This window comes from Rhizobium sp. CIAT894, from assembly GCF_000172795.2.
Taxonomy (GTDB): Bacteria; Pseudomonadota; Alphaproteobacteria; order Rhizobiales; family Rhizobiaceae; genus Rhizobium.
On record NZ_CP020947.1, the window covers coordinates 947533 to 963101 of the forward strand.

Annotated in this window: 14 protein-coding genes; 3 read left to right on the plus strand and 11 right to left on the minus strand. The window is 62.7% G+C overall.

Translation table 11 applies throughout. The features are described from left to right. Positions 1-5 precede the first annotated feature (5 nt). Complete coding sequence (gene dxs, locus RHEC894_RS04600) at positions 6-1922, minus strand: 1-deoxy-D-xylulose-5-phosphate synthase (protein WP_085736430.1); 1917 nt, start codon at positions 1920-1922, stop codon at positions 6-8. Between the two features lie 265 nt (positions 1923-2187). On the opposite strand from dxs, the gene RHEC894_RS04605 reads away from it, so the two are divergent. Next, positions 2188-4164, plus strand: coding sequence for a phospholipase D-like domain-containing protein (locus tag RHEC894_RS04605; protein ID WP_085736431.1), 1977 nt, complete (start codon positions 2188-2190; stop codon positions 4162-4164). 36 nt (positions 4165-4200) lie between these two features. On the opposite strand, the gene RHEC894_RS04610 is transcribed toward RHEC894_RS04605, so the two are convergent. From RHEC894_RS04610 to RHEC894_RS04625, 4 genes are all read right to left on the minus strand, one after another. Further along, positions 4201-5124: a pirin family protein gene (locus RHEC894_RS04610; RefSeq protein ID WP_085736432.1), complete on the minus strand. Its 924-nt coding sequence runs from the start codon at positions 5122-5124 to the stop codon at positions 4201-4203. Between the two features lie 77 nt (positions 5125-5201). Continuing rightward, entirely contained in the window at positions 5202-5969 is a 768-nt protein-coding gene (locus tag RHEC894_RS04615; protein ID WP_085736433.1) for an SDR family oxidoreductase, read from the minus strand. 87 nt (positions 5970-6056) lie between these two features. Next, a complete protein-coding gene (locus tag RHEC894_RS04620) occupies positions 6057-6308 on the minus strand; it encodes an exodeoxyribonuclease VII small subunit (RefSeq protein WP_003584656.1) in 252 nt (83 codons plus the stop codon). 2 nt (positions 6309-6310) lie between these two features. Beyond that, a complete protein-coding gene (locus tag RHEC894_RS04625) occupies positions 6311-7246 on the minus strand; it encodes a histone deacetylase family protein (RefSeq protein ID WP_085736434.1) in 936 nt (311 codons plus the stop codon). Between the two features lie 289 nt (positions 7247-7535). Between RHEC894_RS04625 and RHEC894_RS04630 the strand changes: the two genes are divergently transcribed. Then, the gene (locus tag RHEC894_RS04630; RefSeq protein WP_085736435.1) at positions 7536-7937 is read left to right on the plus strand and encodes a thioesterase; all 402 of its coding nucleotides are present in this window, start codon (positions 7536-7538) and stop codon (positions 7935-7937) included. Between the two features lie 27 nt (positions 7938-7964). On the opposite strand, the gene RHEC894_RS04635 is transcribed toward RHEC894_RS04630, so the two are convergent. From RHEC894_RS04635 to RHEC894_RS04660, 4 genes are all read right to left on the minus strand, one after another. Continuing rightward, complete coding sequence (locus tag RHEC894_RS04635; protein ID WP_085738854.1) at positions 7965-8579, minus strand: 2'-5' RNA ligase family protein; 615 nt, start codon at positions 8577-8579, stop codon at positions 7965-7967. A gap of 922 nt (positions 8580-9501) precedes the next feature. Further along, on the minus strand, positions 9502-10065 hold the full coding sequence (locus tag RHEC894_RS04650) for a biotin transporter BioY (RefSeq protein ID WP_085736438.1): 564 nt from the start codon (positions 10063-10065) through the stop codon (positions 9502-9504). 23 nt (positions 10066-10088) lie between these two features. After that, entirely contained in the window at positions 10089-10697 is a 609-nt protein-coding gene (locus tag RHEC894_RS04655) for an energy-coupling factor transporter transmembrane protein EcfT (RefSeq protein ID WP_085736439.1), read from the minus strand. Further along, on the minus strand, positions 10697-11371 hold the full coding sequence (locus RHEC894_RS04660; protein WP_085736440.1) for an ABC transporter ATP-binding protein: 675 nt from the start codon (positions 11369-11371) through the stop codon (positions 10697-10699). Before RHEC894_RS04660 ends, RHEC894_RS04655 begins: the two co-directional genes overlap by 1 nt. Positions 11372-11667: 296 nt before the next feature. Here RHEC894_RS04660 and RHEC894_RS04665 point away from each other — a divergent pair, with 296 nt between their 5' ends. Further along, entirely contained in the window at positions 11668-12858 is a 1191-nt protein-coding gene (locus RHEC894_RS04665; RefSeq protein ID WP_085736441.1) for a winged helix-turn-helix domain-containing protein, read from the plus strand. A 336-nt stretch (positions 12859-13194) separates the two neighbouring features. On the opposite strand, the gene ribB is transcribed toward RHEC894_RS04665, so the two are convergent. Together ribB and aroC are read right to left on the minus strand one after the other, a co-directional pair. Further along, positions 13195-14298 (minus strand): 3,4-dihydroxy-2-butanone-4-phosphate synthase, encoded by a 1104-nt coding sequence (gene ribB, locus RHEC894_RS04670; protein ID WP_085736442.1) that lies wholly within the window; start codon positions 14296-14298, stop codon positions 13195-13197. A 9-nt stretch (positions 14299-14307) separates the two neighbouring features. Next, positions 14308-15405, minus strand: a complete 1098-nt coding sequence (aroC, locus tag RHEC894_RS04675) for a chorismate synthase (RefSeq protein WP_085736443.1) — start codon at positions 15403-15405, stop codon at positions 14308-14310. Positions 15406-15569: the final 164 nt, after the last annotated feature.

Sequence of the window (15569 nt, forward strand, 5' to 3'; positions counted from 1 at the left end):
AATCTTTACCCGGCCACGCCCACAGCAACCCCGCGCCCCAGCGCCCGGAACACCGTCGACACGATCCCCGCACGGTCGAGCCCGGCATGGGCGTTCATCGCTTCGGGCTTGGCCTGCTCCATCCAGATATCGGGCATGACAAGCGAGCGGATCTTCAGGCCGTTGTCGAGCAGGCCTTCGCTTGAGAGATATTGCATCACCTGGCTGCCGAAGCCGCCGACCGAGCCTTCCTCGACGGTGATCAGCATCTCGTGATGGCGGGCGAGCTGGCGGATCAGGTCGTGGTCCAGCGGCTTGGCGAAGCGCGCATCGGCGACCGTCGTCGAAAGCCCGGCGGCATCGAGATCTTCGGCGGCAAGCAGGCAGTCGGCAAGCCGGGTGCCGAAGGAAAGCAGCGCCACCTTGGCGCCTTCCTTGACGATGCGGCCCTTGCCGATCTGCAGGATTTCACCGCGCACGGGCATGTCGACGCCGACACCTTCGCCGCGCGGATAACGGAAGGAGATCGGCCCGGCGTCATAGGCGACGGCCGTGCGCACCATATGCTTGAGTTCGGCTTCGTCGGCCGCCGCCATCACCACGAAGCCGGGCAGGGTGGTGAGGAAGGCGGTGTCGAAGGAGCCGGCATGGGTCGGCCCGTCGGCGCCGACGAAGCCGGCGCGGTCGATCGGGAAGCGCACCGGCAGTCCCTGGATCGCCACATCGTGCACGACCTGGTCGTAGGCGCGCTGCAAGAAGGTGGAATAGAGGGCTGCGAACGGCTTGTAGCCTTCCGCCGCCAGGCCGGCGGCGAAGGTCACGGCATGCTGTTCGGCGATGCCGACATCGAAACAGCGCGACGGAAAGGCTTCGGCGAGCTTGTCGAGGCCGGTCCCGTTCGGCATGGCGGCGGTGATGCCGACGATCTTGTCGTCGAGGGTCGCTTCCTGCACCAGCGCCTCGGCAAAGACGCTGGTGTAGCTCGGTGCATTCGGCTTGACCCGCGCCTGGGCGCCGGTGATGACGTCGAACTTGTTGACGCCGTGATATTTGTCGGCGGCGGCTTCCGCCGGCGGATAACCCTTGCCCTTCTGGGTGACGACATGGATCAGTACCGGCCCGCGGCCATTATCGCGCACATTGCGCAGGACGGGCAGCAGATGGTCGAAGGAATGGCCGTCGATCGGCCCGATATGATAGAAGCCCATCTCCTCGAACATGGTGCCGCCGGTGACGTAGCCGCGCGCGTGTTCGACGGCGCGGGTGATTGCCCGGTCGATGCTCTTGCCGAGATAGGCCGTCAGCTTCTTGCCGAAGTCGCGGAAGCCCATATAGGTGCGCCCCGAGGCGAGGCGGGCGAGATAGGCGCTCATCGCCCCGGTCGGCGGCGCGATCGACATGTCGTTGTCGTTGAGGATGACGATGAGGCGGGCATCGAGCGCGCCGGCATTGTTGAGCGCCTCATAGGCCATGCCGGCCGACATCGCGCCGTCGCCGATGACGGCGATGATGCGCCGGTCGTTCTTGTCGAGATCGGCGGCGATCGCCATGCCGAGGCCGGCCGAGATCGAGGTCGAGGAGTGCGCTGCCCCGAACGGATCATATTCGCTTTCCGCCCGGCGGGTAAAGCCGGAAAGCCCGTCTTCCTGGCGCAGCGTGCGGATACGGTCGCGCCGGCCGGTGAGGATCTTGTGCGGGTAGCATTGATGGCCGACATCGAAAATCAGCCGATCGTTCGGCGTGTCGAAGACGCTGTGGATGGCGATCGTCAGCTCGACCACGCCGAGACCGGCGCCGAGATGACCGCCGGTGCGCGACACCGCATCGATCATTTCGTCCCGGACCTCACGGGCAAGCTGCGGCAGGTCGCGATCCTCGAGCTTGCGCAGGTCGGCGGGATAGATGACCTGATCGAGCAGAGGGGTCTTCGGCAGTTGTGTCACGGGCGGGCGCTCTTTCTTGCTTTTCCTTGTTTCGCTTTATTCGATTAGATCGGGGCAAAACAAGTGCATTTCAGGAACCGAAGGTTTTCACCTTAGAGCATGGCGGAAAAAAGTGTGAGCGGTTTCGGAAGATATCACTTTCTATTTCTGTGAGTTGCACTTGCCCGATTTTAACAAGGCCAGCGAACGCGCGAAGAGCTGGCGAGCAGCTTGAATATGACACGGAATGGTAGCAATGTTGCCGTGCCGACTGGGGGGACAGGTCATGGGAACGATTGTTGCAGCGCATGCCTATGTGAACAACGAGGTCGCCTATGTGGCCTGGGACATCGACGACAAGATCGATGGATGCCTCGGCTTCGAAGTCGTCCGCGTCTATCTCGACGAACAGGGAAACGTGTCGAAAAAAGCCGATGGCAGCGAGGACCGGGTGACCTGCGCCGCCTGGGTCGCCTTCAAGGGACAGCGCAATCCGCACTGGCTGCCGCAGACCACCTCGATCTGGCCGGTGCAGAAGCTCTCCTGGCGCGATCTGACGCTGCGCAAGCGCCGCAACGAGATGAAACGGCGGCCGGACGAGGTCCGCGTACGCTACGAGATCCGCCCGCTCGGCGATCTGAAGCCGGGCATGACGGCCGCGCCCGATCCGACGCCTGAGATGGTCGAGCTCAACAAGCGGGACGAAAAGGGCAGGCCGATCAAGAAGGCTGACGGCACCTTTGAGAAGATCGCTGTCAAGGCCTATGAAGGACTCGCGCGGCCGCTCGGTTATCTCGGGCCGGCTGTCGCCTCCAATCCGGTGCATGTGACGCGCAAGCGCGGCCAGTTCGAATCCAGCTTCACCAATGGCATCCTTGCCGCGCAATGGCTGCGCAACGTTCTGCTGGAAGATGGCGTCAAGCAGCCGAACGAGCTGATCGACATGATCTCCAATCCGGAAAACGGCATCCGAAAATATCTTGCCGGCGATGTCATTCCGATGCTCAGGGACTTCATGAATGCGCCCGGCCGCTTCCTGGTCGCCCTCTACGAGCTGGAGGACAAGGAACTGCTCGAGCTGCTGCTCGCCAACAAGGACAGGTTACGCATCATCCTCGCCAATACCGGCAAGGTCGGCGACGATTGGGACGTGCGCAATCACGAGGCGCGCGAGGCGCTGATTGCGGCCGGCGCCGACATTCATCACCGGATGTTCAACAATTCGAGCCAGATCGGCCACAACAAATTCGTCGTGCATATAGCGCCCGATGGGACGCGCAGCGTCTTCACCGGCAGCACCAACTGGACGGCCACGGGGCTTGCCGGCCAGTCCAACAACGCCTTGATCGTGCGGAACGATGCGCTTGCCGCGGCCTATGTCGCCTATTGGGAGCGGATGCTGGAAGACAATGCGACGCTGGAAGTGCCTGCCGAATTCGATGACGGCATGCCCGACAACCAGCAGAGCAAGAAGTTCCGGCACTCCAACGAACCCCCCTCGCTTGTCCCGACCGACAACGGCGCTTCGATCGAAGCGTGGTTTTCGCCGAACATGCAGAGCCGGAAAAAGGGCAAGGCAACGCCGCCGGATCTGCGTGAAGTCTACCGGCTGATGCGGCGTGCCGAGCACGCCGTGCTGTTTCTGGCCTTCTATCCCGGCCAGTCGGGCAGGGATTGCATCGTCGGCGAGGCGATCGACATCGGCCTCAAGGATCAGAAGCTGATCATCACCGGCGCCGTTTCGAGCGCCCAGGCCATGCCCAATTATGTCGCCGGCAAAGAGCACGACCCCGACGATCCCGACGACGATGAAGAGGCCGTCTCGCCCCATACGTTCGACGAGGCCAATGTCTCGATCGTCCGGGCCTCGCGCATCGATGACCGCCAGCTGCTGGCGGATTTCGGCGCGGAGGAGCTGACGGCCAAGAAGGTCGGCGCCATCATTCACGACAAGGTGCTGGTGATCGATCCCCTGTCGGACGAATGCGTCGTCGTCCTCGGCAGCCACAATCTCGGCTTCAAGGCCTCTTACGCCAATGACGAGAACATGCTGATCGTCAAAGGCGACCGGGCGCTGGCCGAGGCCTATGCCGTCCACATTCTCGATGTCTACGATCACTATCGCTTCCGCGCCGTCGAGGCGGAACTGAAGCGCCAGGGCAAGAAGGGTTGGTCAGGCTTTCTCAACGTCGACGACAGCTGGCAGGACGGCTATGTCAACCGCACGAAAGGTGCGCTGACGCGCTATTTCGCGGCGGGCTGAATTCCCGGAGAAGTCGACGGCGGCGCACCGCTGCCGTCAGCCTTCCGGCAAAGGCACGAATTCCTCCTCGTCGCCCGGCACGATATCGAAGCGGCCGGTGCGCCATTCCTCTTTGGCCTTTTCGATCCGTTCCTTCGAGGAGGAGACGAAATTCCACCAGATATAACGTTTCGAATTCAGCGCCGCGCCGCCGAAGAGCATCAGGTGGCAGCCGTCGCTGCCGGCTTCGAGCGTGATCGCATCGCCCGGCCGGAAGACCAGCAACTGGTCGGCGGCAAAACGATCGCCTGCGATGACGACCTCGCCTGACAGTATGTAGACGGCGCGCTCTTCATGACCCGCGCCGAAGGGAAATTTGGCGCCCGGTTGCAGGCTGAGATCGACATAGAGCGTGTCGGAGAAAACCCCGACGGGTGATGTCATGCCTTCGAACGACCCGATAACCACCCGCCCACGAACGCCTGGCGTTTCGATCAGCGGCATTTCTGACTTTTGCGTATGGGCGAAGGAAGGATCGATCTCCTCCTTGTCGTCGGGCAGCGCCAGCCAGGTCTGTAGCCCCGACATCAGCAGCGGATGGCCGCGCAGATTATCGGGCGTGCGCTCGGAATGCACGATGCCGCGGCCTGATGTCATCAGGTTGATATCGCCGGGACGAATGACCTTTTCGGTGCCGAGGCTGTCGCGATGGCGGATCTCGCCGTCGAACAGATAAGTGACGGTGGAAAGCCCGATATGCGGATGCGGCTTGACGTCGAGCGCCTCGTTGGGCTTCAGGATCGCCGGTCCCATGCGATCGAAGAAGATGAACGGCCCGACGAGCCGCCGCTGCCGCGTCGGCAGGGCGCGGCGCACCTGGAAACCGCCGATATCGCTGCTGCGCGGAATGATCAGGTTCTCGATCGCATCGCAGGCGAAGGCATCGCCGGGCAGGGGGTCTTTACCGGGAAAGAAGGACATGACGGATCTCCGTTCGCAGGGGCATTCCCCACAGATAGCGCCGGGAGCGTCGCACGTCCAATTCGGCGCGTATTCGCTCAGATCGCGGTAAAGCCGTTATCGACGAAGAGGTGGGCGCCGTTGACGAAATTCGACTCGTCGCTGGCGAGATAAAGGGCGGCGCGCGCCACGTCTTCGGGCTCGCCGATCCGCCCCTGCTGCGCGGCAATCGCGGCATCCGAAACATCGACGCCGAGTGCCTGCAGGTCGGCGACTTCGCGCAACCCGTGCGGCGTGCGGATGAAGCCGGGGCAGACGGCGTTGCAGCGGATATTGCGGTCGCGGAATTCGACCGCGATGGCGCGGGCAAACATATGCACGGCACCCTTGGTCGTGTCGTAAAGCACTTCCATCGGGGTGGCGGCGACCGCCGAGATCGACGAGGTGCAGACGATCGATCCGCCACCGCTCGCAATCATCTTCGGCAGCACGGCCTTGGTCATCAGGAACATCGAGCGCACATTGACGGCATGCAGCCAGTCCCATTCCTGAAGCGTCGTTTCCAGGAAGGGTTTGATGACGATGGTGCCGGCATGGTTGAAGAGCACGGTCACCGCGCCGTAACGTTCTTCGACGCCTGCAACGGCGGCGTTGACGGCGGCTTCGTCGGAGACATCGGCCGTCCAGCAATCTGCTTCGCCGCCGGCATCACGGATCTCTCTGACGGTCTCGGCCGCGGCCTGGCCATTGCGGTCGATGATCGCGACGCGCGCGCCTTCGGCCGCAAAAAGCTTCGAGGCAGCACCGCCCATGCCGGTCGCACCGCCCGAGATAATGGCGACCTTGCCCTTCAATCTGTCCGTCATTGTTACGTCCCCTCGAGATTCTGGAAGGGGATCATAGATCGGCCGCAAGCCGATCGCCAAGCGCCTTCGTCAGGGCATTGCGGCGCTTCAGGCCCCGTCGAGCGGCTCGACGCCCTGCGGCTTGCCGGCGCGGTCGAGCCGGATCTTCTCGATACGGTTTTCGGCGGCCGAAAGCAGCGTTTCGCAATGTTTCTTCAGCGTTTCACCGCGTTCGTAGATCTCGATCGATTCATCAAGCGCCACGTCGCCGCGTTCCAGCCGGGCGACGATGCTTTCGAGTTCGGCGACCGCCTTTTCGAAGGAGAGGCCGGATACCTCGGGCTTGGCGCTGTCAGTCATTCTCAACCCTTCATCATTCTCAGAATATGCATGCCCGCCGATTCGGCGAGGCCTTCGAGATCATAACCGCCTTCGAGCAGGCTGACGACCCGGTTCTTCGCGTGCCGGTCGGCGAGTTCGAGCACGCGCCCGGTCGCCCAGTCGAAATCCTCGCCCGTCAGGTTGATCTGCGCCAAGGGATCGCGGTGATGGGCGTCGAAGCCGGCGGAAATGATGATGAGATCCGGCCGGAAATCGGCCAGCGCCGGCAGCACGCGCGATTTGAACGCCTCGCGGAAATGGTCGCTGCCGACATTCGGCGAAAGCGGCGCATTGACGATGGTGTTGTGTTTGCCCTTCTCGTCCTTGACGCCGCTGCCGGGATAGAGCGGCATCTGATGCGTCGAGCAGAACAGCACCGAGGGATCGTCCCAGAAGATATCCTGCGTGCCGTTGCCGTGATGCACGTCCCAGTCGACGATGGCGACACGCTCGGCGCCATGCATCTTCTGCGCATGGCGGGCGGCGATCGCGGCATTGTTGAAGAAGCAGAAGCCCATCGCCGTCATCTTTTCGGCATGGTGCCCGGGCGGCCGGGCGGCGACGAAGACATTGTCGGCCCGGCCGAAGAACACGTCGTCCACCGCCGCCATCGCCCCGCCGATACCGGTCAGCGCCGCCTGCAGGCTTTTTTGGCTGGCATAGGTATCGGCTTCGAGCTGGTTGATCCGGTCCTCTTCCTCGGGGATTTCCCGCATCACGGCGATCAGATGCTCTTCCGGATGCGCCAGCAGCACCGCATCTTCGCTCGCCTGCGGCGCCTGCCGGCGCTCCAGCCGCTCGAAATTCGGATGTTCCAGCGCCACATTGATGGCGCGGATCCTGTCCGATCGCTCCGGATGGCCGGAAGGCGTCACATGTTCCAGGAAGATTGGATGTTCATAAAGACGGGTGCTCATGGAGACACTCTATCGGTCGCTTATGTCATGTTCCACAGCAGATGGGGCATCGCCCGATGATTTCAACAAGCGCTGTTGCCGCGCCGTCCGACCATCGGCGACATCGCCATGCCTATTCCGGCCTTTTCCCCGAGGAATACCGCTGCGACAGCGCCGCACCTTCATGCAGACGCGTAAACTGCGCTGTAACACTTTGAACTGCTGCATTATTTCGTCTTTAAACCGTTTCCGATTCGAAGATTTATGCAATACTGTCGGCCTTGGGGAATTTTGTAAGGCAGTTTTGTTGATGAGTCAGTCGAAACGACCTGGTGTGGCGGAAATACATGTGCCGTTTCGCGATGTCGACATGACCGGCCGGATGTTTCTAGCCTCCTATATTTCCTACGCCGAGTCCGTCCTTGTGAGCTTTTGGTCGTCACGGCCCGATGTGGATGACGAACCGCTCTATAGCCCCAGCAAGGTCTCCTGCATTCTCCACCGTCCGCTGCACTACGACGAGCCGGCAATCTTCACCGCCGCCGTCGACAAGATCGGCGTCCGCTCCATCGGCTTCCTCATCTCGGTCGATATCGGGGAGGAACGCGCCGCCGAGGTGGAAATCATCTGGCAGGCCCGCAGCAAAGAAGACCAATCGCCGGCCTCGTTGCCGGAGGAGACGCGCGACTGGCTTTATCGGTTTTTGGATTAGTGCCTCGGCTCGAAAATCGGGACATTGTTATCCCGTGCTTTTGCCCTGGAGAAGCGGCTCGCCGAGTATGGTGATCTCGACGTTCGGATAAATCCGCTCCTCCAGCAATGTAAGGGCTCCAATCCTCACGCCTGTGGGCAAAAGACCTGTGTCGAAGTCGACCGGCGGTAGCCATTCTTCGGAAAAAAATCTGAACAGAGTAATGTGCGCTATTCGGGGTGGGGTTGGACGCCAATCTTCGAAGCAGATGGCATCTGAAATGGCCGAGCGCAGCCTGCGCAATTCAGGCGGCTCCTCTGCTTTTACAAAAACAGCGGCTTCTGAAGCCGCAACCTCGTGAAAATGGAGGTCAAACGGCGAAGTCTCCTCGACCAGCCTCTCCACCGTCTCCTTCCATTTCTCCCCGTTCAGCTTCCAGACCTCGTCGTTTGCAATACTGACTTGGGTCGCTGCGTTGACCAGAGTGACGATCGTCATGTGCAGGCTCGTTGCCGGGACGCGTGAGAGCGGCGCCGGGCTGTTGCGCTCGATACTGTCCTGCAAGTCGCAGAGCTTTGACAGCGTCTCACGATCAGGCAGCAACTGCAGGTGAAACGCGCAGCACCGCCTGAACCACAGAGCATCGACCTTCGTGCGGATCACCAGCAACAGTCCTTTCAACCGGCACAGGCGCGCTGCACAGACGCGCGCAATCCTTATGTCTTGCTATCAGATCATGAAATCCAATGGCGGCGCCAGCCGTTTTGACGTGATCGAGAATGTCATAAAAGTTTCATATCGCGGCTATTGCCGGGATCGGGAAAGTAATCCACTATTTTAATCAGGAAACGAGATTTCCTGAGACAAACGAAAGGACACTGATTGGATTCATATCTCTTGATGACCATGCTCGTTGCAGGCGTCCTGGCTTTTGCCCTGACTGCGGCAACGGGAACAACGGCCGCCCCGGCGACCGCAAACACCAGAGCCGGTCCGGATGCTGGCGGTGATGGTGGGGTTGGGTTTGAGGCCTCTGACCATGGGGGCTGCGACGGCGGCGATGGGGGAGGTTGTGACGGCGGCGATGGAGGTGGCGGGGACGGTGGAGGAGGAGATTAAATCAAACGGAAATCGATAGAATGCCCGACCGCCTCAAGGCGGTTTTTTGTTGCCCGGATTTCGGTCCGTACCGTGGCGGCAAACAAGCCGGAACGTCAGGCACATACGGAAATTGCCGAACTGATCCGACGGTCGGATAGATGAACGGATCCGGCACCCAATCCAATTTCTCGCTCGCCACGATAATCCCACGCCCTATGTCAGTCGAGGCGGTGCTGGGCGAAGGTGTTGGAGACAATCAATATGATAAAATTCGCGTTGCTCACTACGGTTCTTGCCTCGGAGCGCACCCCACCCTCTGTCCTGCTCAGGCTTGGCCCGAGCATCCACGCGCCCTTCTCAGCACGAGGCGTCACCGGCCGCCGCTGGACCGGGTCGATGACGCAAGTTGACCGCCAACGCACAACGGCCGCCTTCGCGTGGAAGGCGGCCGTTGTGCATGCGCGGTAATCTGGCCTTTACGCGCTCAAGCGCGCGCCGGCAGCAGGGGATAGCCGACCATCACGGCGCGGCCGAGGAGGGCGGCGACGAAAGCCTTGATCACGTCGCCGGGAATGAAGGCCATCGAGCCGATGAAAGCCTTCTGGAAGCCCATGCCCCCGGCGGTCGCGAGATAGGTGATGCCGAAGGCGTAGAGCACGGCGATGCAGCCGATCACGGCGGCGAGAAAGAAGCTCACGCCCTGTACCAAACCGGATTGCTGATGGTTGACCAGCCGCTCGCTGAGATAACCGGTGACGAAGGCGGCGAAAATCCAGCCGACCAGGAAGCCGGCGGACGGCGAGGCGAAGATGGCAAGCCCGCCGCGGCCGCCGGAAAGCACCGGCTGGCCGGCCGCGACCAGCGCCAGCACGATCAGCACGGCAATTGCGCCGCGCCGGGCGCCAAGCACGACGCCGGCCATCATGACGCCGAGGGATTGGGCGGTGATCGGCACCTGGATGAAGCCGAGCGTGATCGGCGGCAACAGGCCGAGCGCCACGATGATGGCGGCAAAGAGGGCGGTAAGAACGAGGTCGCGGGTGCTCATCATCAATTCCTGTTTATAGATCGTTAACTCACATGACGCCGAATGCCGCGCGCGTCAATCGCCGCTGCGATATTATCCGCATCCCTCAGCGTCAGGATGATCAGCGGCGCAAGCAGGGTTATCGGCCGGACCTTCAGCCCGCGCGCCCGATGCGCCTCGCGAATCGCCTGATAACGCGTGACGATCTCAGGCACGAAACGCAGCACCAGACCGAGCGCCAGGCCGATATCGTCGGCTTGCACCCAGCCGGTGCGTTCGAGCGGCCGGGCAAGCGCCGTCACCTCGTCGATGAACTCGGTGATCGAGGTCGTCGCCGTCACCGCGGCGGCCAGAAGCATCAGCGCCGTCAGCCGCAGCAGCGGCACAAGCGCCGCCTGCCAGGGATTGAAGATCAGATTGAAGAGCGCCACGACCGCAATCGTCAGGAAGATCGGCCGCAGCCGCCTGAGCGCATCGCCGAGCGGCTGGCCGACCATGCGGTAGAGAACCGCCGTCAAGAGCACGGCGCTCGAAAGCAGGATGAGGTTGTCGCTGATAAACAGCACGATGCCGAAGGCCATCAGCGACAGCAGCTTCAGCCGCGGCGAGAGCCGGTGCATCAGGCTGTTGCCTTCGACATAGAGCGACTGCATCAGGCGGCGATCTCCCTGTAGCGCGCGATCGCTTCGGCAGCCGGCGCATCCGCGGCAAGCCGCCCTTCGTGAAACAGCAGCACCCGCTCGAAACCGGCGATCAGTTCCAGGTCATGGGTGATGATGATGGCGCTTTCGTCAAGTCCGGCAATGATCTTCTCGACCAGCGCCCGGTTCCTGAGGTCGAGCTGGTTGGTCGGCTCGTCGAGGATGAGAATGCCCGGCCCCGTCGCCAGCACCGAGCAGAGGGCGGCCACCTGCAATTCGCCGCCGGAAAGCTCGTGCGCCCGCCGCTCTGCCAAACCCTCGGCGCCGAAGCGGGCCAGCACGCCCTCGACCTTCGCCTCGATCTCCGCCTTGGTGAAGCCGCGCCGCTTCAGCCCGAAAGCGATATCGTCTTTGACGATCGGCAGGATGATCTGGTTCTGCGGCGATTGGAAGATGAAGCCGACATCGACTGCGGCAGCCTTGTCGTCAGCCGTGTCGCGGCCGTTGACGGTGACGCGCCCGACCGTCGGCTTGGTCAGTCCGTTGATCAGCCGCGCAAAGGTGGTCTTGCCTGAGCCGTTGAGCCCGATGACGCCGATGCGTTTGCCGCTGATGCCGAGCGTCAGCGGCTGCAGCGCCACCCGCGCCCCGAAACTGACTCCGGCACCTTCGAATCGTATATCCAAACCAGTTCCTCGCATCCGGCCTTCAATGGGCAGATCTGCGAAGACCAGCCCCTCATCCGGCTGCCGCCACCTTCTCCCCGCGCGCGGGGAGAAGGGGATATGCCGCGACCTCTCCGTTCCCCGCCGACGTCTCGCAAGGCACGTCCCCTCTCCCCGCGAGCGGGGAGAGGGTTAGGGTGAGGGGGCCGCCACTGGCGCCAACCTGACCGCGTGCTTCTACACGGGGAATCCAGGGTGATGAAGAGCAAATCGCGATATCGGGTGGCTAGGAAGATTTTCCGCGTTATGATGCACCCATGACGAATCTGCTTTCCAATTCCGACGCCCGCCGTGTCTTTCTTGCCAAGCAGGGCCTCAGCGCGCCACCGAACCGCGCTTTGACCAAGGAAGGGCTGCTGCAGCTCATCCGTGAACTGGGTTTCGTCCAGGTGGACAGCATCCAGACGGTGGAGCGGGCGCATCACCAGATCCTGTTTTCCCGCAACCAGACCTACAGGCGCGAGCACCTGACCGCGCTGCTGGAAAAGGACGGCGCGCTGTTCGAACATTGGACGCACGACGCTTCCATTCTGCCGAGCGCCTTCTTCGTTTATTGGAAGCACAAGTTCCGCCACCAGGAGAAGGTGCTCGTCGAACGCTGGCGCAAATGGCGCGGCGAGGGCTTCGAGGCGGCATTTGCGGAAACCTACGAGCGCGTCGAACGCGGCGGCGCCATCCTGGCGCGCGACATCAAGGCCGACGGTCACGTTTCCGGCGGCTGGTGGAACTGGCATCCGAACAAGACGGCCCTCGAATATTTCTGGCACACCGGCAAGTTCGCCATCGCCGGCCGCTCGAACTTCCAGAAGATCTATGATCTCACCGAGCGCGTCATCCCGGAGGAGTTCCGCAAGCCGGAGGTGAGCCGCGAGGAATTCGTCGACTGGGCCTGCCGCAGCGCGCTCGCCCGCCTCGGCTTTGCTACCCACGGCGAGATCGCGGCCTTCTGGAACCTCGTCTCGCCCGACGAAGCCAAGGCCTGGGTATCAGCCCATCGCGACGAGTTGATCGAAGTGCTGATCGAACCGGCGCTCGAGGCCAAGCCGCGCCCCTCCTGGGCCTTTGCCGATTTCCTCTCGACCGTCGACAACTACCCCGGCGCGCCACCGCGCATCCGCGTCCTCAGCCCCTTCGACCCGATGATCCGCGACCGCAACCGCACCGAACGCCTGTTCGGCTTCTTCTACCGCATCGAGATTTTCGTGCCCGAGCCGAAGCGCGAATATGGCTATTACGTCTTCCCGCTGCTCGAAGGCGACAGGCTGATCGGCCGCATCGACATGAAGGCGGACAGGAAGAAATCGACGCTCGACGTCAAGCGGCTCTGGCTGGAACCGGGGGTGAAGGCGTCGGCCGGGCGGTTGGAGCGGCTGGAAGCGGAGCTCGAGCGGGTGGCGCGGTTTGCCGGCGTGGAGAAGGTTGTTTTGATGGAGGGGTGGAGGGGGTAGCGAATTATCCTCGCCGGTCACTGCGCCCTCACAAGGGAGGCCGCAATAAGTGCCGGCCGAATGTAACACCAGCAGCGGTGCGTCTCTGTACGCCGACGGCGAGTTTGGCAACAACGCCAACCACACTCTCCGTCATCCCAAGCCTTGAGCCTGGGATCCATGCCACGACTACCGGTGGACCCGGCGTGGATGCTCGGCTCAAGGCCGAGCATGACGGAGATTGGGGTGAGCAGGAGACACATTCACACCGCAGATGCCCGTGTCAGCCGCCATCCGCTAGCGAAATCAGGCAGTCGGTCACGGCCTGAATTGATCGTGATGAGGGAGGAGAAACCCTCAGCAGATCTCCGTCTTGCTGATCTTGATGCCGAAGCCTTCCAGGCCGACATAGTGGCGCTCGCGGCTGGTGAGCAGCTTGATCGAGCTGACGCCGAGGTCCTTGAGGATCTGGGCGCCGAGGCCGACTTCCAGCCATTCGCTGTCGCGCGTCTGCGCTTCGGCATGGGCTTCGCGGCCCTGGCTGCGGGCCTTGCGGCCATTGTCGGTGTGGCCGACGCCGACCGAGCCCTCGCGCAGATAGACGATGACGCCGCGGCCTTCCTCGGCAATCTTCTGCATGTAGAAATCGACCGGGCTGTTCTTGCCGAACAGATCCTCGGCGACATTCTCTGGATGCAGGCGGACCGGGATGTCGACGCCGTCGCGGATGTCGCCGAAGACGACGGCAAGATGCTGCATCGGGTCCCAGGGCAGGGCATAGGTATGGGCCTTGGCCTTGCCGAACGGCGTGTCGACATCGAAGCTCGCGCCATGTTCGATGAGCGTTTCCTTGCGCTGACGATAGGCAATGAGATCGGCGACGGAGACGAGCTTCAGCCCGTGCTGCTCGGCGAAATCGACCACCTGCGGGCCGCGTGTGACGGTGCCGTCGTCATTGACCAGCTCGGAGATGACGCCGATCGGCGGCAGGCCGGCAAGCTTGCAGAGGTCGACGGCGGCCTCCGTATGGCCGGAGCGCATCAGCACGCCGCCTTCGCGGGAGACGAGCGGAAAGATGTGGCCGGGACGGACGAAATCGGCCGCACCCACATTCGGATTGGCGAGATTGCGCACCGTCAGCGTCCGGTCGTCGGCGGAAATGCCGGTCGTCGTGCCGTGCTTGAAATCGACCGAGACGGTGAAGGCCGTCGTATGGGCCGAATCGTTTTCCGCCACCATGGCATTGAGGTTGAGGCGTTTGGCCTCTTCCCTCGGCATCGGCGCGCAGACGATGCCCGAGGTGTGACGCACGATGAAGGCCATCTTTTCCGGCGTGGTGTGGACGGCGGCGACGATCAGGTCGCCCTCGTTCTCACGGTCATTGTCGTCCATGACGACGACGATCTCGCCGGCCTCGAAGGCCCTGATGGCGTCGACGACGCGCTTTTGGTCGTAAGACATGGGACGCTCCTATTTCAGACGGCCGGTCTGGCCGCGGTCGCGAAGATAATGGTCGGCGACGGCGCAGGCGACCATCGCCTCGCCGATCGGCACGGCACGGATGCCAACGCAGGGGTCGTGCCGGCCCTTGGTGCGCACCTCGACATTCTTGCCGTCGGCATCGATCGACTGACGCTCGGTCAGGATCGAGGAGGTCGGCTTGACGGCGAAACGCGCGACGATCGGCTGTCCGGTCGAGATCCCGCCGAGAATACCGCCGGCATTGTTGGAAAGGAAGATCGGCACGCCGTCATTGCCCATGCGCATCTCGTCGGCATTGTCTTCGCCCGACGTTTCGGCGGCGGCAAAACCGTTGCCGATCTCCACACCCTTGACGGCGTTGATCGACATCAGCAGCGAGGCGATATCCTGGTCGAGCTTCGAATAGATCGGCGCACCGAGGCCGGCGGGCACGCCCTCGGCGATCACTTCGATGACGGCGCCGATCGACGAGCCGTTCTTGCGGATGCCGTCGAGATACTCCTCCCAGACCGGCACGATCGCCGCATCGGGGGAGAAAAACGGGTTCTGTCCGACCTGATCCCAGTCCCAGTTGCGCCGGTCGATCTTGTGCTTGCCGATCTGCACCAGCGCGCCGCGCACCGTCACACCGGGAACGACGAGGCGGGCAATGCCGCCGGCGGCAACGCGCGCGGCGGTCTCGCGCGCCGAGGAGCGGCCGCCGCCGCGATAGTCGCGAATGCCGTATTTCAGGTCATAGGTATAATCGGCGTGGCCGGGGCGATATTGCCGGGCGATCTCGCCATAATCCTTGGAGCGCTGGTCGGTATTCTCGATCAGCATCGAGATCGGCGTGCCGGTTGATGTCATCGTCTCGCCGTCGGCATCCAGCATGACGCCGGAGAGCACCTTTACCAGATCCTCCTCACGCCGCTGCGTGACGAAGCGGGACTGGCCGGGCTTGCGCTTGTCGAGCCAGACCTGCAGGTCGGCGAGCGTGAAGCGCAGCCCCGGAGGGCAGCCGTCGACGACGCAGCCGAGCGCCGGACCATGGCTTTCGCCCCAGGTGGTTACGCGGAAGAGGTGACCGAATGTATTGTGCGACATGTGTTCCCACGGTGGCGCGCCAAAGCCGATCGCGCCATTGCTTGAAAAGGCGCGACACTCATAGGCCAAAAAGCCGCCGAGGCAAAAGCCTTTCTTTGCGCCAAACCGGCTGCGGCGGAAATGCTGTTTCCGGACGACGGCGCATGCCGGCGTCTCTCTATCCG